This is a genomic window from Sphingopyxis sp. LK2115, assembly GCF_014595975.1.
Classification (GTDB): domain Bacteria; phylum Pseudomonadota; class Alphaproteobacteria; order Sphingomonadales; family Sphingomonadaceae; genus Sphingopyxis.
Map to the genome: position 1 here is coordinate 170,675 of NZ_JABWGQ010000056.1, position 19,630 is coordinate 190,304.

Sequence of the window (19,630 nt, forward strand, 5' to 3'; positions counted from 1 at the left end):
GCGGAAAAGAAATTATCGTGCGCCGATATGTAAGGATGGAAAAGGGTGGAGCAAGCGGATTCGGGATCGGGATATGGTCCTTCCCTTCAGTGGAGCGGCGAGGTGCGGATCGACCAATAGACGAGGGCGAGCAGCGCGGCCCAGACCAGCAGGATGAAGATCATGCCCGCACGGCTCGATGGACGCTGGCTTGCCGCTTCGGCCGTGGCATGAAGTTCGGCCCACAGCGGCGCCGCGATCAGCCGCCGCACCGCAAGCACGCCGAGCGGCACGACGACGAGGTCGTCGATCCAGCCGAGCACCGGCACGAAATCGGGAATGAGGTCGATCGGCGACAGCGCATAAGCGGCAACCGCGACCGCGAGCAGCCGCGCGAACCACGGCACGCGCGGGTCGCGCGCGGCGAGCCAGGCGGTGTGCGCCTCGACCGCGATGCGGCGTCCGAGATCGCCGATGCGTTCGGAAAGGGATTTGCCGGTCATCGCTTCGTTCATTAACGTCCCGCCATGGCTATCCAACTGAAAAGCGCGCGTGTCGAACGCTGGCCGGTCGCGGGCTCGTTCATCATCAGCCGCGGCGCAAGGAACCATGTCGACGTCGTCGTCGCCGAAATCGAAGGCACCAAAGGAGATGCGGGCGCGATCGGGCGGGGCGAAGGGACGCCCGTCTATTATCTGGGCGAAGATGCGGCGGCGTGCCGCGACCAGATATTGCTCGCCGCGGCGCATGTCGCCGGGATGGACGCGGCCGACGCGCGCGCGGCGGTGCAGGAAATCATGGCGCCGGGTGCGGCGCGCAACGCGCTCGATTGCGCGCTCTGGGATCTGGAGGCGCGGCAGCGCGGCGTAAGACTGTGGCAGCTTGCAGGCTGCGACGGCGCGCCGACCGCGCGCACGACCGCCTTCACCATTTCGCTCGGCAGCCCCGGCGCAATGGCCGAACAGGCGGCGACGGCGGAGGCCGACGGCTATCATCTGCTCAAGATCAAGCTGACCGGCGACGACGACCGGCTGCGCGTCGCCGCGGTGCGCAAGGGCGCCCCCCATGCCCGGCTGATCGTCGACGCCAATGAAAGCTGGGGACAGGTCGATATTCTGGAGGAGGCCGAGGCGCTCGCCGACATGGGAGTCGAAATGATCGAACAGCCGGTGCCGGTCGGCGCCGACGCCCTGCTCGACCCCATTTACGCGTCGATCCCCTTCGTCGCCGATGAAAGCTGCCAGACGGCAGCCGACGTCGCGCGCATCGGCGCCTTTTACGACGGCGTGAACATCAAGCTCGACAAGGCGGGCGGGTTGACCGAGGCGCTGCGCATCGCCGACGCCGCCGATGCTGCGGGGCTGGCGATCATGGTCGGCTGTATGTTGTCGACCAGCCTGGCGATCGCGCCGGCATTTGTGCTCGCCCAGCGCGCCCGCTGGGTCGATCTTGACGGCCCGGCGCTGTTGGAGCGGGACCGCGAGGGCGGGTTCGAGTATCGCGAGGGGCGGATCGGCCCGCCGGTGGGCCGACCGTGAAATCCTTTCACATCGTGCGCAGTGGAGATGCCCGTCGGCCGCGCGCGGATGCGGGATGTTTCGACTTCGCTCGACACGAACGGACGTCCCAACCTTTCCAAAGCTCCGCTTCGGCGTGGCTGCCGAGATGGCCGTCCTTCGTCGCCAATCCGGTCGCGTGCCTGACCGACCCTTGATGCACGGCTCAGCCTGAACGCGGCTCGGCATAGCTGACGACTTCATATTCGATGCCGTCGGGATCGAAGAAATAGAAGCGGCGGCCGGGTTCATAGTCGCCGTGGTTGAACGGCGTAAGGCCGACCGCCTTCACACGCATTTCGATGGTGTCAAGGTCATCGACCTGCACCCCGACATGGTTGAGCGGTTCGCCCTTGGGATAGCGGACGCCGTCATGCTCGCCGTCGGGACCGGTGTAGAGCGCGATATAGGCGGTGTCGCTGCCCAGGTGGATCGTGCGCCCGCCGTCGCGCGCCGGGCCGCGCCAGCGTTCATGCCAGCCGAAAATCGCCGACAATATGCCGGCGGTGCGGTCGGGGTCGCTGACGGTGAGGTTCACATGTTCGATGAAGGGGTGCGTCACGGCGGGATAACTCCTGATTCGGGTTGACGCCGCGACTTATGAAAGCTCAAGTCAGGTTTAGATCAAGCGCAATCGTCATTGCCTGTGAGCCTGGAGGATATGGCCATGCACCGCACCGACCTGATTTCGATCGGCGAGCTGGCCGCGCGCACCGGCGTCGCGGTGTCGGCGATCCGCTTTTACGAAGCGAAAGGGTTGATCGAGGCGCTGCGCACGCGCGGCGGGCAACGCCGATTCCTGCGCGCCGACATCCGCCGCGTGTCGTTCATCCTGATCGCGCAGCAGATGGGGCTGAGCCTGGAGGAAATCGGCGCCGAACTGGCGCGGCTGCCCGCCGGGCGGACGCCGAATGCCGCCGACTGGACGCGGATCAGCACCGCCCTGCGCGCGCGCATCGACGCGCAGATCGCGGCGCTGACGCGCACGCGCGGCCTGCTCGACCAGTGCATCGGCTGCGGTTGCCTGTCCTTGAAGAAATGCCGACTCTACAACGCGCAGGACAAGGCGGCACAGCGCGGCGCGGGGCCGCGCTATGTGCTGGGCGACAGGGCGGGGGAGATTGCAGAGGTGGTGTGAGCGGTGGCGGGTGGCGCACGGACAATGGGTTCGTCCCCGAACGGGGGCTGAGCATCCGCAATCGGCCGCAACCTGCCGTCCCCAACCGGCGCTCAGGCTGCGGTCAGCCGCTCGATCTCCGGCGCGCCGGCGAGGCACGGGCCGAGCTTGGCGCCCAGTCTGCGGAAATGCTCCGACGCGCGGTGCGCTTCGACCGCGGCGTCATTGTCATAACATTCCATGACCTTGTAGACTCCCGCCGTTTCGGTGCGGAACAGCTTATAATAGCTGTTGCCGCTCTCGTTCGCATTCACCGCGGCGGCGAGTTCGGCGAAGACGCCCTCAAAGGCTTCTTCCTTGCCCGGCTGCACGCGGAGCGTGGCGATAATGCCGATGGCACTCATGTCCTTATCCCTTCCCGTCAGGCCTTGAGGTCGGGGTCGACCTCCCATCCTTCCTCGACCTGAACGCCGAAGCTGTTCAGGATCATCGAGACCTGCGTATATTGCCCGACTGTCATCACCAGGTCCATGCGCCCCTTGTCGCCGAGCGGGGCGAGCGCGGCCCAGGTCGCGTCGCTGACGAAATGGTTGGCGGTCAGCTCGTCGGTCGCGCGGAGCATCGCGCGCTCGATGTCGCCCCATCCCGCTGCATCGGGTCCGGCCTTGATCCGCACGACCTCCTCTTCGGAAAGTCCGCAATCGAGGCCGATGCGTTTGTGCTGCGTCCACTCGTAACCCGAACGGCAATTATAACCGGTGCGCAGGATGACGAGCTCGCGGTCGCGCGGGCTCAGTGCGTTGCGCTTCGACAGGATATAATTGCCCCACGCGAGAAAGGCGGTGAGCGCCTTTGGCGCGTGCGCGAGGGTGCGGAAGATATTGAGGATCTTGCCGCCCCCGACCTTTCCACCCTCGGTGGAAAGGAAGGGTTCGAGCGCGGCGCGCTGGTCGGCATCGAGCCGGTCCAGATCGACCGGCTCGATGCGCGGAGCGCCGAGGCGCATCAGAAGACCTCGAACAGGCCCGCTGCGCCCTGGCCGCCGCCGATGCACATCGTGACGACGGCATATTTGACGCCGCGGCGCTTGCCTTCGATCAGCGCGTGGCCGACGCAGCGCGCGCCGGTCATGCCGAAGGGGTGGCCGATCGAGATCGAGCCGCCGTTGACGTTGAGCCGTTCGTTCGGGATGCCGAGCTTGTCGCGGCAGTAAAGCACCTGCACGGCGAAGGCTTCGTTGAGTTCCCAGAGACCGATGTCGTCCATCTTGAGCTCGAAGCGTTCGAGCAGCTTGGGGATGGCGAAGACGGGGCCGATGCCCATTTCGTCGGGTTCGGTGCCCGCGACCGCCATGCCGACATAGCGGCCGAGCGGCTGGAGCCCCCGCTTTTCGGCGACCTTGGCTTCCATCAGGACGCACGCCGACGATCCGTCGGCGAGCTGGCTGGCGTTGCCTGCGGTGATCGTGTGGCCTTCGCCCATCACCGGCTTCAGGCTGGCGAGCCCTTCCAGCGTCGTATCGGGGCGGTTGCACTCGTCCTTGTCCGCGACGACTTCCTTGAAGCTGACTTCCTTGGTTTCCTTGTCCATCACCGCCATGGTGGTCTTGCACGCGACGATCTCGTCGTCATATTTTCCCGCGGCCTGCGCGGCGGCGGTGCGCTGCTGCGACTGGAGCGAATATTCATCCTGATATTCGCGGCTGATGTTGTAGCGTTTGGCGACGACCTCGGCGGTGCCGATCATCGGCATATAGGTGTCCTTGTGCATCGCGATCAGATCGGCGTCGGTTTCGACGAACACCTTGCCGCTCCCGCTGACCTTCGAAATGCTTTCGATGCCGCCCGCGACGCAGATGTCCTGGCGGTCGACGATGATCTGCTTCGCCGCGGTCGCGATCGTCATCAGGCCCGACGAGCACTGGCGGTCGATCGACATGCCGGGGACGGTGACGGGCAGGCCCGACCGCAGCGCGATCAGGCGCGCGACGTTCATCGTCTGCGACCCCTGCTGCATCGCGGCGCCGAAGACGACGTCGTCGATCTCGCCGCCTTCGAGGCCCGCGCGTTCGACTGCGGCCCTGACCGAGAAGGAACCCAGCGTCGGGGCGAGGGTGTTGTTGAACGAACCCCGCGCTGCCTTGGTCAGCGGGGTGCGGGCGGTGGAAACGATAACGGCGTCACGCATGATGCAATTCCTTTTCGATGAGTTTGGCGAAATCTTTGCCGGGGAGGGCGGAGCTCAAACGAAAAACTGGCTGATCCATTCGGCGATCAGGGCGGGCTTTTCCTCGCCCTCGATCTCGATGGTCACTTCATTGGTCTGCTGCCACTGGCCGGGGCGCTTTTCTTCGAGGGCGAGCAGCTTGACATGGCTGCGCACGCGCTTGCCCGAACGGACGGGGGCGAGGAAGCGGACCTTGTTGCCGCCATAGTTGACGCCCATCTTGACGCCTTCGATCTTCGGCCCGTCGGTGCGCGCGCCAAGCATCGGGATCAGCGACAGCGTCAGGAAACCGTGCGCGATCGTGCCGCCAAAGGGCGTCAGCCTGGCCTTTTCCTCGTCGATATGGATGAATTGATGATCGCCGGTCGCGTCGGCGAACTTGTCGATCATCGCCTGGTCGACGAGCACCCAATCGGAGGTGCCGAGATGCTGCCCGACCTTTGACTGCAATTCCTGCGGCGTGATGCTGGCCATAATTCATCCCCTCAATCCTGGTTCGGGGCGCGTTCTAGGCCTCTCATCCCGCATTGCACAAGGGCCAAGGACTTTGGCCACGGCGCCGTAGCGTCAGCCCCTGGCGGGCCTTGCCGGCTTGGTCGCCGCGGGGTCGGCATAGGGGAGAATCATCGTCCCGTCGGGCGCGGCGGTAAAGGTCGTCTGCGTCGGATAGGCGAAATGATAACCCGCGGCCGTCATGGCTTCGAACAGGCGGATCGCGACATCGGTGCGCGCGGCGGTCACGACGTCATAATCATCGCTGAACACGTCGAACAACAGCTCGAAATCAAGGCTCGACGGGCCGAAGGTGACGAAGCTCGATCGAATGAACTCGTGGCCCGCGGCCTTCACCTGTTGCTCCAGCAGCCCGGGCAGGTCGCGCAGCATCGCGGGCGTCGTCTGGTAGACGACGCCGATCATGAAGGTCACGCGGCGGCGGTGCAGATGCGCATAGTTGGTGATTTCCTTGGCGAGCAAATTGGTGTTCGAGATGACGAGCAGCTCGCCGTTTATCGAACGGAGGCGCGTGCTTTTCAGCCCGATTCGTTCGACCGTCGCGGTGCTGGTGTCATATTTGATCGTCTCGCCAACGCGGAACGGCCGGTCGAAGATGATCGACAGCGACGCGAAAAGGTCCGAAAAAATGCCCTGTGCGGCGAGGCCGATCGCGATGCCGCCGATGCCCAGCCCGGCGACCAGGCCGGTGACATTGACCCCCATATTGTCGAGGATGACGATCGCGGCGACCGCGAACAGCGCAACGCTGATCAACAGGCGGATGATCCCCATCGCATTGCTCAGCGTTTCATTGTGCCCCTCGGCGGCGCGGCGCTGGATCAGCCCAAGCAGGATTTCGCGCGCCCAGATTGCCGCCTGCAGCACGACGGCGACGGTGAAGACATAATGGATCAGCTGCATCACCGGCGCGGGTGGCTGCGCATAACCCGCGACGAGCCGGATCGAGATGATCGCGAGCACCAGCGACTTGGTCTTGTGGATCACGCGCCCGACAATGTCGGTCAGCGTGAACTGTCCCGGCGCCGCCTGCGCGCGCTTCAGCGCGATCCGGCGAAACATCGACAGCAGGGAATAGATGGCGAGGCCGAGCGCGATCGCGATCCCGATTTCCAGCCAATGGCTGTTTACCCAGGCGACGCTGCTGTCCAGCCAGTCGCGCATGGCGTCGAGCGGGTCGCTGGTCGCGGCACTGGTTTTGGCAGGGGGCGTCTTGGCGGCGATGGTCAGGATCGTGGCAGTCATGCGGGGCCTGTTGGTCCTCTGGTTCGATGGGCGGGACGAAGCATCATGCCCTTGTCGGGCGCGCCCCGGATAGGTCAAAAATCCGCGCGCGTAACGCGAAACCTGCGCGGATGCCCGATCCCATAGCGCCCGGCCGCCGCGATGGTTCCCCTGCTATGGGTTCGCGGGCAGGCTGTGGCGCGCGGGAACCTGTGCCGGTCGCGCCATCAGCGGGCGCCATCCCGCTTCCTGCTCGCGGCGGCGGCAATAGGTCGACAGCCCGATCTCGAGCGCGAGCATCATATAGATGAACGGCTGGAACGCGATGCCGACGAACAGCGATCCGACCATATAGATGATATGGCCGTGCTGGAGCGCGGTCGCGAGCGGTGCGATCCATTGTTCCTCGGCGCGGCGCGTCTTGAGATAGCGGCGCCTGAGCTGCTCCATGCGCGCAAGGCTGATCGCATGGAGGAGCAGCCAGAGCGCCAGCCCCGGATAACCCTGTTCGCCCAGCATCTCGAAATAGCTCGAATGATAGGCGCGCGAATGTTCCTCATACACCGTTGGTTCGGCGTTCTGCGGTGCGGCGGGGTCGTAATCGCTCGCCGCCTTTTCGACGCGCACGCGGTTCTGGATATAGGCCTCGAAGCCGCCGCCGAACGGGTTTTCCTTGGCATAATCCCATGTCCACTGCCACACGGCGACGCGGGTGGAGGCCGACTGGTCGGCGCGGTGGTCGCGGATCGTTTCCATGCGCTCGGTAAAGCTTTGCGGCAGGAACGGGATCGCGGCGATGGCAAGCAGCCCCGCCCCGGCAATATAAAGGAAGCGGTGCTTGACCGCGCGCAGCGACAGCACCGCGAGCACGGCAAGGCAGACGAGCCCGGTGCGCGCCTGTGTCCCCACGGGCAGCAACATGCACGCGAAACACAGCGCGAACGCAAAGAGCGAGACGCGCCAGTCGGGCGGAAAGATCGTTCCGTGGCGCCGGTACCACAGGATCAGCGGGATGATCGCGATACCGACGGTCGACATGATCGACCCTTCATACAGGCCGTAATTTTCGTTGAGCAGCAGCTGGAGCGTGCCATAGCCGCCGCCGCCCGCCGCGGTCTTGATCCCGCCCGCGATGGCAATGGACGCCGCCGAGAGCAGCATGATGAGCGCGAGCGCCTCGATGCGCAGCCTGGTGCGCAAGGTCAGCGGCAGGAAGATCGCCCAGAGCAGCGCCTTCCACACCCAGCTCCATTTGTCCGCCGCCTCGACCGGGAAATCGGCCTGGATCGTCGTCAGCCAGCAATAGAGGAGGATCAGGACGAGCAGGGTCTGCCGCCCCGACCATCGGGCGTCGCGCTTGTCGTCGGCGACGAGCCAGCCGGTGATCGCAAGGCCGAAGACGATCAGCGAAACGGGGATCGAATTGATGAGGAAATAGCTGAGCCGCTGCGGCGCGACGATGTCGATGTAGCAGAAACAGAGGATGAACAGGAACGGCCTGCGAAAACCGAGCCCGATGAAGGCGAACAGGAAGGCGACGAAAAAGAGGTCACGCATCGTTCGGCCCGTCCTGTGCGGCGCGTTCGGCGTCGCGGCGCCGCTGCCACAGCATCCGCGGGCTCACCTCGCGGTCGAGATCGTCGCGATAGAGCAGGCGCCACAGCGCGATCGCCATCAGCAGGTGCGTCAGGCCAATGGAAAAATTGTCGACCATATCGGATGTCGCCTAGGCTATCGGGGTTGACGCCGCGTTAAGCCTTGTCTGTCAAAGCCCCGCACGATGACCCGCATATTGCATGTTCTCGACCATAGCCTGCCGACGCACAGCGGCTATACCTTTCGTACCCGCGCGCTGATGAAGGCGCAGGTCGCAAAGGGGTGGGACGTCGCGGGCGTCACCGGCGTCCGGCATCCCGATCCTGGCCCTGATGGCGAAACGGTCGACGGATTGACCTTCTATCGCACGCCGCCGATTGCGCCCGCGCGTTCGCCGCTGCGCGAATGGCGCGAGATCGGCGCGCTGGCGCGGCGCGTCGAGGCGCTGGCGCGGGACTGGAAACCCGATGTTCTGCATGCCCATTCGCCGGTGCTGGACGGGCTGGCGGCGCTGCGCATCGGCAAGCGGCTCGGCATTCCGGTCATTTATGAAATCCGCGCCTTCTGGGAGGATGCGTCGGTTGGCAACGGCACGGGACGCGAGGACAGCCTGCGCTACCGGCTGACCAGAGCGGTCGAAACGCACGCCGTCCGGTCGGCCGATGCGGTCGCGGTGATCTGCGACGGGCTGCGCGGCGACCTGATCGCGCGCGGGATCGACCCGGCAAAGATCATTGTGTCGCCGAACGGGGTCGATCTGGACCTGTTCGGCGACCCGCCGCCGCGCGACGATGCGCTCGCCGTCCAACTGGGGATCGCGGCCGCGGATGCGGTGATCGGCTATATCGGCAGCTTCTATGATTATGAGGGGATCGACGACCTGATCGCTGCGATGCCCGCGCTCGTCGCCGTGCAGCCGACGGCGCGGCTGCTGCTTGTCGGCGGCGGACCGATGGAGGCGTCGCTAAAGGCCTGGGCGTCGTCGTCGCCCGCATCGGCGCGGATCCATTTCGTTGGCCGCGTGCCGCATGGCGAGGTCGAGCGTTATTATTCGCTGATCGACATCCTCGCCTATCCACGCAAGAAAATGCGGCTGACCGACCTGGTGACGCCGCTGAAACCGCTCGAGGCGATGGCGCAGGGCAAGCTGGTCGCGGCGTCGGATGTCGGCGGACACCGCGAACTGATCGAGGATGGCGCCACGGGCACGCTTTTCGCGCCCGACGATCCCGCAGCGATTGCAAATGCACTAGGCAAGCTGCTGGAAAATCGCGAGATGTGGCCCGAAAGGCGGCGGACGGCACGTATTTTTGTCGAAAGCCATCGTAACTGGTCATCAAACATTTTACGTTACGAGCCGGTTTACCAGCGACTGCTGCGCGTCGCCTGAGGCAAAGGGCACGACGCGACGTCGGCCCGATGGGCCATGGATACGGGACGATATGGACGAGACGAGCGACGATGGGGCGAAGGGCATGGCGGGCGCGCTGCTGCGCGCGCTCCGGCCCGCGATCCCCGCGGTGATTGGTGCTGCGGCGCTGACCTTTCTCTTTGCCGCGCTGATGCCCTTTGCCTGGGTCAGCGCGATCAGCTGGAATCTTTATCTCGACCGCCTTGCGGACCTGTTCGTGCCGCCGATCGGCAATGGCGGGCGCCTTGCGCTCGCCTTTGGCATGGCGGCGGTGGCGGCGCTGATCGCGGGTTTCGTCGCGCTGCTGATCGACAGACCGGATGCCGCCGGTCTGTCGCGGCTGCGCAATCCGTTCCGTCGGCACGCCGAAGCGAGCGACGATGACGAACCCGTGTTCACGCGCCGCCGCGCCGACCTCCACCCCGACGATTCGCTGCGCCCCCCGCTCCGCGCGGGGCGCGATCTGCCCGCAGGCGGGCTCGACGGTTTCGAGGCGCCCGTTCTTCAGGCCGCCGCCGACCCCGCGCGCGACCAGGGCGTCGATATCGCGGCCGACGACGAACTGATTCTCGCCGACCTTGCGACCGAAGAGGATCTTGGCGCCGATGCGCCCTGGCTCCAGCCCGCCGACATGACCGCTCCGGTCTCCGCGCCCGATCCGGTGGACAAATCGCTCGCCGCGATGGTCGCGCGTTTCGAGGCGGGCCTCGCGCAGCGCCGACAGGCGGCGGTCGCGCGCGCCGCGATTCCGGGCGCGGACGCGGCGGCTGCCCCCGACGAGCCGGAGATCGACTTTGCGCTCGAGGCCGCGCTCGGCACCTTGCAGCGGATGACGCGGCAATCGGTCGGTTAGCGCGGCGCGCATTTGATCTGAACCACGTTCCCGTTCGTGTCTCGACATCGCTCGACCGAGCGGAATCGGGACGTTGCTGACGCGGCGGGCGACGGCGCTAATCCTCCACGGTCAGTATTTCGATGCGCAGCGCGTGCGGATCGCTCGCCCACTCCACCGCGACATCGGCGACGATATGGCCGGGCAGCCGCCATTCGAGCGCGCCCAGCCGCTCCTGAAGCGCGCGGCGCAACGGCTCGGCCTCGCCCGCGGCAAGGGTGCAGGGAAAGAGATGACGCGCGCCGACGAAGCTCGCGCTGGCCCAGGGGCGGAATGTCGATGCGCCGGCGGACAGGCCGATCGGCAGCTCGCGGATCAGCAGGTGGCGCAGGCGGCGGTGCGGGCAGCCGGGGCGCGGCGGGCGGGCGACCGGGACATCATGCCGCGGCTTCCGTTTCGGCGCATTGGTTCACACGCTCGGCACGCCATTTGTTCATAAAATGTTCCACACGGATCTTCAGCCGCGGGCCCGGTTCGCGTCCGCCGCGCAGGTCGCCGACGAGGCGCGGGTCGCGCACCGCGGCGCGCCCGAAGACCGTCGGCGGCATCCCCGATTCCTTCAGGAAAGCCTCGATCCGTTGCAACAGGCTGCGCTCCATATTGTCCTCCCTGATGAAACCCGACGAAAGCGGGTGAGTCGCGTGATAGGATATTTCCTATTTGATGCCGTATTTCCTACTTGTCTAGGAAAAATCCGCTTGCTAGGAAGCAGGCGGAAGGACGGGACCAGACCGCCATGATCGACCCAGTTCACGACCCGCGCGCGGCGCTCGACCGGCTATTGTCGGAAAAGGGCGTCGATTATGCGCGCCTGTCGCAGGTGATCGGGCGCAACCCCGCCTATATCCAGCAATATATCAAGCGCGGCTCGCCGCGGCGGCTGGCCGAACAGGATCGCGCGCGCATCGCCGCCTATCTGGGGGTGTCCGAAGCGATGCTGGGTGGACCGGTGGCGCGTGTCGCGACCCCGGCGCGGAGCCGCGGATCGGGAATGATCCTGGTGCCCAAGCTGGCGATCGGCGCGTCGGCGGGCGCGGGCGCGAGCGTCGATGGCGAGCCGGTCGAGGGCGAGGTCGCCTTTGATCCCAAATGGTTGCGCGACCTGGGCGCCGATCCGCGCGCGCTCAGCATCATCCGCGTCGAGGGCGACTCGATGTCGCCGACGCTCGACGATGGCGACGACATTCTGGTCGACGGCAGCGACGCGGCGGCGCGGCTGCGCGACGGCATCTATGTGCTGCGCATGGACGATGCGCTGATGGTCAAACGCGTCGCGCGCGCGCCGGGGGCGGGGCGCGTGTCGGTGATCAGCGACAATTCGCATTATCGCAGCTGGGACGATCTGCCGCTATCGGCGATCCGGCTGGTCGGGCGCGTCATATGGACGGGGCGACGGGTGCGATAAGCGGATTACATATTAAAAGACGCTCCCCTGACGGAGAGGCGCAATTCAATCTTGATAGGGCGCCGCCATCAGCGCCTCGATTTCATGGTCGAGCACTTCGGCGCGGCGGCATTGTTCCTCGTCGCCGTCGCGGCATTTCTCGGCCGCCTTGTCGCGCTGGCGTGACAGCTTGCCCATCTGCTCCTCGCGCTTGCGCAGTTCGCGCCCGCGGTTGCGGTCGGCTTCGTCCTGGCTCGTCGTCGACCAGTCGGCGACCTGGCCGACCGCCTTGACCGGCGCCGTGACGACCGTTTTTACCGCGCTGACGCAGCCGGCGAGCAGGGGAGCGGCGACCAGGGGCAAAATCAAAGCGCGCATCGTCTTTCTCCTCGCGGCCAGCGTCCCTTCGCATAACCGGCGCAATCTGAACAGCATATTGCGGCAGAGCGGCATTCGCCGGGGCCGGGGTGTCACATCACTGAAACAAATGGTTAAATTCATGTTTACCATGGCGGCTTAGGACGCGCTCAGACCCATCGGACGGAGCCTCGCGAGATCCCATGAACGCCATCGCCACCGCCTTGTCGCCAACGTCGGGCCATGCCGCGACGGTCGGGGTCGATGCGCATATGTCGGAGGTGATCGACCAGTTCCGTGCCAACCCCGGCCTGCGCACGCTCGCGGTGGTTGATGCATCCGGGCGGCCCGTCGGGGTGATCCGCGAACAACGGGTGCGCGATCTGCTCTTCTGTCCCTTCTGGTTTTCGCTGATGCAGAATCCGACGATCGGCGGCTCGATCGCGTCGATGATAGAGGATTGCCCGACCGCCGATGTCGGATATTCGACGACCGACCTGCTGCGGATCGCGGCGAGGGCGCCCGAAGGGCAGGACCTGATCCTCGTGCAGGGCGGGCGGTTCGTCGAAACGCTCGACGGCAGCCAGCTTGCCAGGCTGGCGATGCTGCGCGAGGTCGAGCTGGCGCAGGAGCGCGCGGCGCGTGCGACGCATATCGACGCCGCGGGGCGCGCTTTCCAGCGCGATATTGCCGCACTGACCGCAAGCCTGTCCGACATGGCGGGACAGGTCGAGGCGGTGGCGGCCGAACTGGCCCACCGTGCGCACCAGACGGGGCGCGATGCGGTAACCGTCGCGGGCGCGACGGCGCAGACGCTTGCGGGCCTTCAGGATCTCGGCGATCGCGGCCGCGCGCTTGCGGCGACGATGGCGCGGATCGTCGAGGACGGCGCGCGCGCCCGCGCGGTGCGCAGCGACGCGCACGACAAGATAAGGCAGGCGAACGAGCGTGCGAGCGCGCTCAAGGCGGCGAGCCAGTCGATCGAACAGATGCTGGCGCTGATCATCGACATGGCAAGCCGCACCAACATGCTCGCGCTCAACGCGGGGATCGAGGCGGCGCGCGCCGGCGACGCGGGCCGCGGCTTCGCCGTCGTCGCCGCCGAAGTGAAAACGCTCGCCAGCCAGACGCGCACCGCCGCCGACGATATTGCGGGCTATGTCGACCATATCCGCGACATCGTCGGCCAGGTGTCGGCGGGTTTTGCCGAAGTCGAAAAGGCGATCGACGCGAACAACGGCTTTTCCGATGCAATCGACCGCGCCGTCGACGGGCAGAGTGCGACGACGTTGACGATAGCAGCCTATGTCGAACAAGCGGTGTTCGCCGGGCGCGAAATCGACACGCGCGTGCAGGAAATCGGTCGCGGGGCGAGTGCGGTGGGGGACGGCGCGCAGGCGCTCGGCCAATTGTCGGCGGGGCTTTCGGGCGCGGCGCTGTCGCTCGACCAGCGCGCGCGCACTTTCGTCCAGGCGGTCGCCGCGGCGTGATTCTGCCGTGCATCGCAAGGGCTTGCCGGGTGGCCCAGCGCTGATAGGATGACCGCGCGCCGGAGGCGTCTGTGGCCGTCGGCGGGGAGGAGGGTCATCATGACGAATATCCAAAAGGGTCTGGCCGAGTTTATCGGCACATTCTGGCTCGTGTTCGGCGGCTGTGGCAGTGCGGTGCTCGCCGCGGGGTTCCCCGATGTCGGGATCGGCCTGCTTGGTGTGTCGCTGGCTTTTGGTTTGACGGTTGTCACCATGGCCTATGCGATCGGTCATATTTCGGGATGCCACCTCAACCCCGCGGTCACCGTCGGCCTCTGGGCGGGCGGGCGCTTCGCGGCGCGCGACATTCCGCTTTATGTGATTGCACAGTTGCTCGGCGCAATCGTCGCGGCCTTTCTGCTCTTCTACATTGCGAGCGGCAGTCCGACCTATGACCTTGCCACCAACGGCCTCGCCGCCAACGGCTTCGGCGACGGGTCGCCGGGTGGCTATGACATCTGGTCGGCGCTGCTGATCGAGATCGTGCTCACCGCCTTTTTCCTGTGGATCATCATGGGATCGACCGACGGCCGCGCGCCGACGGGTTTTGCGCCGATCGCGATCGGCCTGGCGCTGACGCTGATCCACCTCATCTCGATTCCGGTGACCAACACCTCGGTCAATCCGGCGCGCAGCACCGGCCCGGCGCTTGTCGTTGGTGGCCTCGCGATCCAGCAATTGTGGCTGTTCTGGTTCGCGCCGATCGTCGGCGGCATCGTCGGCGGCATATTGTACCGGACGCTCGGCGCCGACAGCTTCCCGAAACCGAATATCGAGGGCGAATGATCGTTCCAGGCCAGGCGCGTGTCCCCGCCCTTGCGGGGACACGCGGCGCTTTGGAAATCGCCAGCCGGTCCTATTTCAGTAAGTCGATGGCAAAGGCGCGGACATCGGCGGCGATGTCGGGCCGTGCAAGCGCGACCGCCAGATTGGCCTGAATATAGCCTGCCTTCGACCCGCAATCGTAACGGGCGCCGTCAAAGGTCACCGCGTGGAACGGCTGCGACCCGATCATCGTCGCCATCGCATCGGTAAGCTGAATCTCGCCGCCCGCGCCCTTTTCCTGACGTTCAAGCACGCGCATGACTTCGGGTTGCAGGATGTAGCGGCCCGAGATGATAAGGTTCGACGGCGCTTCGGCAACCGGCGGCTTTTCGACCAGTCCTTTGACTTCGGTGAGCGCGCCGTCGCGCGCGCCCGGCGCGATGACGCCATAGCTCGACACCTGTTCATGCGGCACTTCGAGCACCGAGATCAGATTGCCGCCGACGCGGGCATATGCGTCGACCATCTGTTTCATGCAGCCGGGCGATCCGTGCATGAACTCGTCGGGCAGGAAGATGGCAAAGGGTTCGTCGCCGACGATGTCGCGCGCGCACCAGATGGCGTGGCCAAGCCCCATCGGTTCCTGCTGGCGGACATAGGCGCAGGCGCCGGGGCCAAGCCGTGTCGGGCCGAGCACCGACAAATCCTTGCCGCGTTCGGACATCGTCTTTTCGAGTTCAAAGGCGATGTCGAAATGATCCTCGATCGCGCTCTTGCCGCGGCCGGTGACAAAGATCATCTGCTCGATCCCTGCCTCGCGCGCCTCGTCAACCGCATATTGGATGAGCGGCCGGTCGACGACGGGCAGCATCTCCTTCGGGATCGCCTTGGTCGCGGGCAGGAAGCGGGTGCCGAGGCCGGCGACGGGAAAGACGGCTTTGCGGATCGGTTTCATGGTTGCCGGACCTAGCGACGAACGCCGCGGAGGAAAAGGGGCGGCGGACGGAGCGGGTGCCTATTGCGGCGCGAGCGTCGGCGTGACGATGACAACCACGCGCCGGTTGTCCTGTCGGCCTTCCGCCGTGTCATTGCTCGACAGCGGCAGCGTTTCGCCGCGGCCGACGATCTGATCGGCCGTGAAGGTCATTCCGCCTGTGCGCATCGGCGCCGCCACCGCCTCCGCTCGCGCCTGCGACAGCGCCAGATTATAGGCCGCGCTTCCCGTCGAATCGGTGTGGCCTTCGACCCGCGCGGTGGTGATGCCGACCGACACGAGCCGCGCCGCGACCTCGCGCATCCGTTCCTGCTGCTCCACCGGCACGGTGCTTTCGTTGACGGGAAACAGCAAGCGTTCGGGCATGCTGAGCTCCCAGCCGAGCGAGGTTTCGACAAAGCCTTCGGCCTGCAGCACCGCGACCTGTTCGCGGGTGAATCCGCCGGGTGCGGGCAGGCTCTGGCACGCGGCGAGCAGCGCGGCAAAGGCGGCCAGGATCAGCGCGCGCGGCGATGGGGTGGCGATGATGGTCATGGGCGTTTCTCCGCTGGTCTATCCGGAACGATGCGTCATTTTGTCGGCATACATTGCCGCATCGGCGGCGGTGAGCAGCGCGGTGGCGTCGCCGCCGTCGTCGGGAAAGACCGCGACGCCGATGCTCACCGACGCGCGATAGGATCCGCCGTCGGGCAGGGCGACGGGGTCGGCGATGCACGCGCGCAGCCGGTTCGCCAGATCGGCGCGCGCGACGCCCGCGTCAAAGGGGTCGATGATGACGACGAACTCGTCGCCGCCGATCCGCGCGGCGAAATCCTCCTTGCGCAGCGTTGTCCTGATGCAGCCCGCCAGCGCGGCAAGCACGGCATCGCCCGCCGCGTGACCGAAATTGTCGTTCGCCGCCTTGAAATTGTCGGCGTCGATGAACAGCAGCGCGAACTGGCCGTCGCGTGCGCTGGCCGCAGCGATCCGCAGCGCAAGCTGTTCGTCGAAGGCGGCGCGATTGGGCAGCGCGGTCAGCGTGTCGTGCGAGGCGCGGTGCGCGAGCAGCGCGCGTTCGCTTTCCATATGCCCCTGCCAGCCCTGAAGTTCGTCGAGCAACGCGTTGATGTCGCCGCCCAGCCGGTCAAGCTCGGCGATGCCCAGCGGCTTCACGCGCTTGTCGAAGCGGCGGTGGAGGCGCACGTCGTGTGCGACCGTCGCAATCTCGTTCAGCGGCTTGACCAGCTCATATTCGAACCGGCGGGCGAGGAAGATCGTGCCCAATGCAGTGACAAGAAGGCAGCCCAGTCCTGCGAGCAGGCCGAGGCGCACATAGTCGATCAAGGTCGAGCTGTCGCCCCAGACCTCGACCGTGCCGATCGCCGACCCGTTGCGGCGGACGGTCACGGCAAAGGGGCGCGGGAAAAAGGCGCGGCTGAGCAGCGGCGCCGGATCTCCGGCAGGGGAAATCCATTCGGTGACCGGTTTGCCGACATGATCGAGCACCCGCAGCCGCACGATGCCGGGGATGCGCGTCAGCGGGTCAATTCCTTCGCGCGCGGCGACGGAGTCGTTGAAGACCAGCGCGGGTTCGACGCCATAGGCGCCAAGCTGTGCCGCAAGTTCCATGTTGCGGTCGGCATAACCCCGCAGCGCCGTGACGCCGGCGAGCAGGATCGTCACGCCCGACAGCGCCACCGCGAACAGGGTGATACCGAAATGGAAACGCGACAGCAGCTTTTGCAGCGTCGTGCGCGCGCCGATCCGTTCGACGGGGCCGCTCATCCCGCGCCTCCATCGCCTGCTCCGATGCGCAGCACGCGCGGATCGATCTTGAGCGGCCCGCGTGCGATCGCGTCGAGATTGACCGAAAAGCTGAGGCTAGCCGCGTGACTGTTGAGGCAGAACATCGCGCCATAGAGGCACGCGGCATCGTCGTCGGTTATGGTAAGGACAGGGCGCCCGCGCACCCAGGCGATGAGCTGCCGCCGGTCGGCCGCCGGCATCCGGCCGAGGAACAATATGTCACAGCGGGCGTTGACGGCCGACGCCGCGACATAGCTCACCGAAATCGAACCGCGGCCCGGCGTGTCGGGGGTCATTCGCGGCGCCAGCCGCGGCGTTCCGACAACGCACATATGGCGGCGGGTGGTTGCCGTCCCGCTCGGCCAGCGGGCGTAGCTGGCGATGCCGCCGACCATGCGGTTGACCGCCGGCGTCATCCCGCCATCTTCGACGGCCGATTGCGTCGCGGCCTGAACCGACATCTGGGGCGTCGTCGTCAACGCGCCGATCAGAAACCATGATGCCAGCACCGGACAGTGCCCCCAAAGCGTTTCGGGGCCATCCTGCCCCAGCGAAGGCGCGTCCGCTAGTCAAAACGGTTGGAAAGTCAATGAAAACTGACGTCATGCGGTCATAATGCAACAGCGCCGCGCGCCGCCGCTCAATTGCGAAGGCGGTCGGCGAATCCCTTGCGCAGCTTGGCGAGCTTGGGCGGGATCACCGCCATGCAATAGGGGTTGCGCTGTCCTTCGCCGTTCCAATAGGCCTGGTGATAATCCTCGGCCGGATACCATTCGGTCGCCTGTTCGATCGTCGTGACGATCGGCGCCGGCCAGTCGGGCGCGGCGCGCTCGATCCCTGCACGTGCGGCATCGGCCTGCGCGTCGTTCAGCGGAAAGATCGCGCTGCGATATTGCGTGCCGATGTCGCCCCCCTGGCGGTTGAGTTGTGTCGGATCATGCGTCGCGAAAAACACGTCGAGCAGGTCGTCATAACCGATCACCGCCGGATCGAAGCTGATGCGGATCGCCTCGGCATGGCCGGTGTCGCCGCCGCAGACCTGCTTGTAGGTCGGGTTGGCGACGCTGCCGCCGATATAGCCGCTTTCGACGCGCGCGACGCCTTCGAGCGACTGGAACACGGCTTCGGTGCACCAGAAGCAGCCTCCGGCAAAAATGGCGGTGTCATGGGTCATGGCGTCGATCCTTGTCGGGGAGGAAGGGGATGGCGCCGAAATAGGATGCGTGCGCGGCTATTCCAAGGGCGGCGGTGCATCGACGAGCGGTGGTTGCAGCGGCTGGCCCGCCGCGACCGCTGCGGCGATTGTCGCGGCTTCGGCCTCCAGCGCCGCGACGCGGTCGCGCCAGCCGGGATGCGTGCCCGCCTGGAACAGCGGCCGCCCCTTGCGCTGCCCGAACTTCGACCAGAAGCGCGCCGCCGCGCCGGGGTCATAACCCGCGCCCGCGAGCAGCCAAACCGACAGGCGGTCGGCCTCTACCTCGGTCTGGCGGAACAGCCGGGCGCTGCGCCCGAACTGTTTGCCCAGCCCGCGATCCACGCCCGCCGCGTCGAGCCGCGCGCGGTGGCGAAGGATATTATGGGCAATTTCGTGCGCGATGGCGGCGGCGAGCTCGGCATCGTCGGCGGCGAAATCGGCCAGGCCCTGATTGACGAGCACCAGCCGTCCGTCGGCCACCGCGCCGGGCTTGTCGTTCGGCTCGACGCGAAAGTCGCTGGCGCAGCCGGGAAGGGGGGACAGGCGCACGAGCCGTCCCGCATCGACGTGCAGGGCGATCGGCATATCGGCGGGCCGCGCCGCAAGCATCGCTTCGATCGCGGTGATCCGCGCGAAAGGATGATCGCCCTGGCCGTCGGGAACGGGGGCAAGGTCGATCGCCGCGACCCTGTCGCCGACGCGCAGCCCGGCGGTGGCCGCGGGCGAGCCGGGCGCGACGGCGGCAAGGAAGGCGTGGCCTGCATCGTCCGCGTCATAAGCCGCCAGCGCTTCGGCGCGGCGGTCGGCGTCGTACAGGCGGGGATCGCCCCATATCCACCCGAACTGCGGCTGCTGCATCGGGCACCAGGCCGCGTTGGCGGTCGTCAGGCGAAAGCCGATCGCCGCGACACGCGCTTCGGTCGCGGCGAGCGCGGCATAGGGCGAAGGAGCATTGACCGGCGCGGCCGATACCAGCGGAGCGGCGCTCAAGGTGAGGGCGGCAAGGATCGGTCGGATAAAGGGCAGCATGTCGATGGCTTATCAAGCGGTGTCTGTCGCGGCCATGAATTGCCGGATTGGTCCGCTCATGCCAACCTCTTGCCTATC

Annotated in this window: 25 protein-coding genes; 7 read left to right on the forward strand and 18 right to left on the reverse strand. The window is 66.4% G+C overall.

All coding sequences use genetic code 11. The features are described from left to right. Positions 1 to 86: 86 nt before the first annotated feature. Entirely contained in the window at positions 87 to 482 is a 396-nt protein-coding gene (locus HUW43_RS13690; RefSeq protein WP_188237907.1) for a YkvA family protein, read from the reverse strand. A 24-nt stretch (positions 483 to 506) separates the two neighbouring features. On the opposite strand from HUW43_RS13690, the gene HUW43_RS13695 reads away from it, so the two are divergent. Beyond that, a complete protein-coding gene (locus HUW43_RS13695) occupies positions 507 to 1,517 on the forward strand; it encodes a dipeptide epimerase (RefSeq protein WP_188237908.1) in 1,011 nt (336 codons plus the stop codon). A gap of 184 nt (positions 1,518 to 1,701) precedes the next feature. Here the strand turns inward: HUW43_RS13695 and HUW43_RS13700 are convergent, their stop codons facing one another. Beyond that, on the reverse strand, positions 1,702 to 2,097 hold the full coding sequence (locus tag HUW43_RS13700; protein WP_188237909.1) for a VOC family protein: 396 nt from the start codon (positions 2,095 to 2,097) through the stop codon (positions 1,702 to 1,704). A 105-nt stretch (positions 2,098 to 2,202) separates the two neighbouring features. On the opposite strand from HUW43_RS13700, the gene soxR reads away from it, so the two are divergent. Next, entirely contained in the window at positions 2,203 to 2,673 is a 471-nt protein-coding gene (gene soxR / locus HUW43_RS13705; RefSeq protein WP_188237910.1) for a redox-sensitive transcriptional activator SoxR, read from the forward strand. Positions 2,674 to 2,765: 92 nt separating this feature from the next. On the opposite strand, the gene HUW43_RS13710 is transcribed toward soxR, so the two are convergent. From HUW43_RS13710 to HUW43_RS13740, 7 genes are all read right to left on the reverse strand, one after another. Next, on the reverse strand, positions 2,766 to 3,056 hold the full coding sequence (locus HUW43_RS13710; protein WP_188237911.1) for a putative quinol monooxygenase: 291 nt from the start codon (positions 3,054 to 3,056) through the stop codon (positions 2,766 to 2,768). A 17-nt stretch (positions 3,057 to 3,073) separates the two neighbouring features. Next, positions 3,074 to 3,658, reverse strand: coding sequence for a carboxymuconolactone decarboxylase family protein (locus HUW43_RS13715; RefSeq protein ID WP_188237912.1), 585 nt, complete (start codon positions 3,656 to 3,658; stop codon positions 3,074 to 3,076). Further along, complete coding sequence (locus HUW43_RS13720) at positions 3,658 to 4,839, reverse strand: acetyl-CoA C-acyltransferase (RefSeq protein WP_188237913.1); 1,182 nt, start codon at positions 4,837 to 4,839, stop codon at positions 3,658 to 3,660. The genes HUW43_RS13715 and HUW43_RS13720 overlap by 1 nt, the downstream gene beginning before the upstream one ends. A gap of 54 nt (positions 4,840 to 4,893) precedes the next feature. Beyond that, positions 4,894 to 5,352, reverse strand: a complete 459-nt coding sequence (locus tag HUW43_RS13725) for a MaoC family dehydratase (RefSeq protein WP_188237914.1) — start codon at positions 5,350 to 5,352, stop codon at positions 4,894 to 4,896. A gap of 93 nt (positions 5,353 to 5,445) precedes the next feature. Next, positions 5,446 to 6,636 carry a mechanosensitive ion channel family protein gene (locus HUW43_RS13730; RefSeq protein WP_188237915.1) on the reverse strand — a complete coding sequence of 397 codons (1,191 nt, stop codon included), beginning with the start codon at positions 6,634 to 6,636 and terminating at the stop codon, positions 5,446 to 5,448. 153 nt (positions 6,637 to 6,789) lie between these two features. Then, complete coding sequence (locus HUW43_RS13735; RefSeq protein ID WP_188237916.1) at positions 6,790 to 8,172, reverse strand: putative O-glycosylation ligase, exosortase A system-associated; 1,383 nt, start codon at positions 8,170 to 8,172, stop codon at positions 6,790 to 6,792. Further along, the gene (locus HUW43_RS13740; RefSeq protein WP_188237917.1) at positions 8,165 to 8,329 is read right to left on the reverse strand and encodes a hypothetical protein; all 165 of its coding nucleotides are present in this window, start codon (positions 8,327 to 8,329) and stop codon (positions 8,165 to 8,167) included. Before HUW43_RS13740 ends, HUW43_RS13735 begins: the two co-directional genes overlap by 8 nt. A gap of 66 nt (positions 8,330 to 8,395) precedes the next feature. On the opposite strand from HUW43_RS13740, the gene HUW43_RS13745 reads away from it, so the two are divergent. Both HUW43_RS13745 and HUW43_RS13750 read left to right on the forward strand, forming a co-directional pair. Then, positions 8,396 to 9,601, forward strand: a complete 1,206-nt coding sequence (locus tag HUW43_RS13745) for a TIGR04063 family PEP-CTERM/XrtA system glycosyltransferase (protein ID WP_188237918.1) — start codon at positions 8,396 to 8,398, stop codon at positions 9,599 to 9,601. Between the two features lie 52 nt (positions 9,602 to 9,653). Then, positions 9,654 to 10,475, forward strand: a complete 822-nt coding sequence (locus HUW43_RS13750) for a hypothetical protein (RefSeq protein WP_188237919.1) — start codon at positions 9,654 to 9,656, stop codon at positions 10,473 to 10,475. Positions 10,476 to 10,572: 97 nt separating this feature from the next. Here HUW43_RS13750 and HUW43_RS15885 read toward each other — a convergent pair whose 3' ends face one another. Further along, positions 10,573 to 10,707, reverse strand: a complete 135-nt coding sequence (locus HUW43_RS15885; RefSeq protein WP_262926807.1) for a hypothetical protein — start codon at positions 10,705 to 10,707, stop codon at positions 10,573 to 10,575. A gap of 184 nt (positions 10,708 to 10,891) precedes the next feature. Further along, a complete protein-coding gene (locus HUW43_RS13760) occupies positions 10,892 to 11,113 on the reverse strand; it encodes a hypothetical protein (RefSeq protein WP_188237920.1) in 222 nt (73 codons plus the stop codon). Between the two features lie 137 nt (positions 11,114 to 11,250). Between HUW43_RS13760 and HUW43_RS13765 the strand changes: the two genes are divergently transcribed. Continuing rightward, positions 11,251 to 11,919, forward strand: a complete 669-nt coding sequence (locus HUW43_RS13765; protein ID WP_188237921.1) for a helix-turn-helix transcriptional regulator — start codon at positions 11,251 to 11,253, stop codon at positions 11,917 to 11,919. A 45-nt stretch (positions 11,920 to 11,964) separates the two neighbouring features. On the opposite strand, the gene HUW43_RS13770 is transcribed toward HUW43_RS13765, so the two are convergent. Then, the gene (locus tag HUW43_RS13770; RefSeq protein WP_188237922.1) at positions 11,965 to 12,276 is read right to left on the reverse strand and encodes a hypothetical protein; all 312 of its coding nucleotides are present in this window, start codon (positions 12,274 to 12,276) and stop codon (positions 11,965 to 11,967) included. Positions 12,277 to 12,458: 182 nt separating this feature from the next. On the opposite strand from HUW43_RS13770, the gene HUW43_RS15890 reads away from it, so the two are divergent. Further along, positions 12,459 to 13,745 carry a methyl-accepting chemotaxis protein gene (locus HUW43_RS15890; RefSeq protein ID WP_262926808.1) on the forward strand — a complete coding sequence of 429 codons (1,287 nt, stop codon included), beginning with the start codon at positions 12,459 to 12,461 and terminating at the stop codon, positions 13,743 to 13,745. A gap of 99 nt (positions 13,746 to 13,844) precedes the next feature. Beyond that, entirely contained in the window at positions 13,845 to 14,570 is a 726-nt protein-coding gene (aqpZ, locus tag HUW43_RS13780) for an aquaporin Z (RefSeq protein WP_188237923.1), read from the forward strand. Between the two features lie 70 nt (positions 14,571 to 14,640). Here the strand turns inward: aqpZ and galU are convergent, their stop codons facing one another. From galU to HUW43_RS13810, 6 genes are all read right to left on the reverse strand, one after another. After that, positions 14,641 to 15,504, reverse strand: a complete 864-nt coding sequence (galU, locus tag HUW43_RS13785; protein ID WP_188237924.1) for a UTP--glucose-1-phosphate uridylyltransferase GalU — start codon at positions 15,502 to 15,504, stop codon at positions 14,641 to 14,643. A gap of 60 nt (positions 15,505 to 15,564) precedes the next feature. Continuing rightward, positions 15,565 to 16,077: an OmpA family protein gene (locus HUW43_RS13790; protein WP_188237925.1), complete on the reverse strand. Its 513-nt coding sequence runs from the start codon at positions 16,075 to 16,077 to the stop codon at positions 15,565 to 15,567. A gap of 18 nt (positions 16,078 to 16,095) precedes the next feature. After that, on the reverse strand, positions 16,096 to 17,307 hold the full coding sequence (locus HUW43_RS13795) for a diguanylate cyclase domain-containing protein (protein ID WP_188237926.1): 1,212 nt from the start codon (positions 17,305 to 17,307) through the stop codon (positions 16,096 to 16,098). Next, positions 17,304 to 17,837 carry a YfiR family protein gene (locus tag HUW43_RS13800; protein ID WP_188237927.1) on the reverse strand — a complete coding sequence of 178 codons (534 nt, stop codon included), beginning with the start codon at positions 17,835 to 17,837 and terminating at the stop codon, positions 17,304 to 17,306. The genes HUW43_RS13795 and HUW43_RS13800 overlap by 4 nt, the downstream gene beginning before the upstream one ends. A 131-nt stretch (positions 17,838 to 17,968) precedes the next feature. Beyond that, on the reverse strand, positions 17,969 to 18,502 hold the full coding sequence (msrA, locus tag HUW43_RS13805) for a peptide-methionine (S)-S-oxide reductase MsrA (RefSeq protein ID WP_188237928.1): 534 nt from the start codon (positions 18,500 to 18,502) through the stop codon (positions 17,969 to 17,971). A gap of 57 nt (positions 18,503 to 18,559) precedes the next feature. Continuing rightward, on the reverse strand, positions 18,560 to 19,552 hold the full coding sequence (locus HUW43_RS13810; RefSeq protein ID WP_188237929.1) for a M48 family metalloprotease: 993 nt from the start codon (positions 19,550 to 19,552) through the stop codon (positions 18,560 to 18,562). Positions 19,553 to 19,630: the final 78 nt, after the last annotated feature.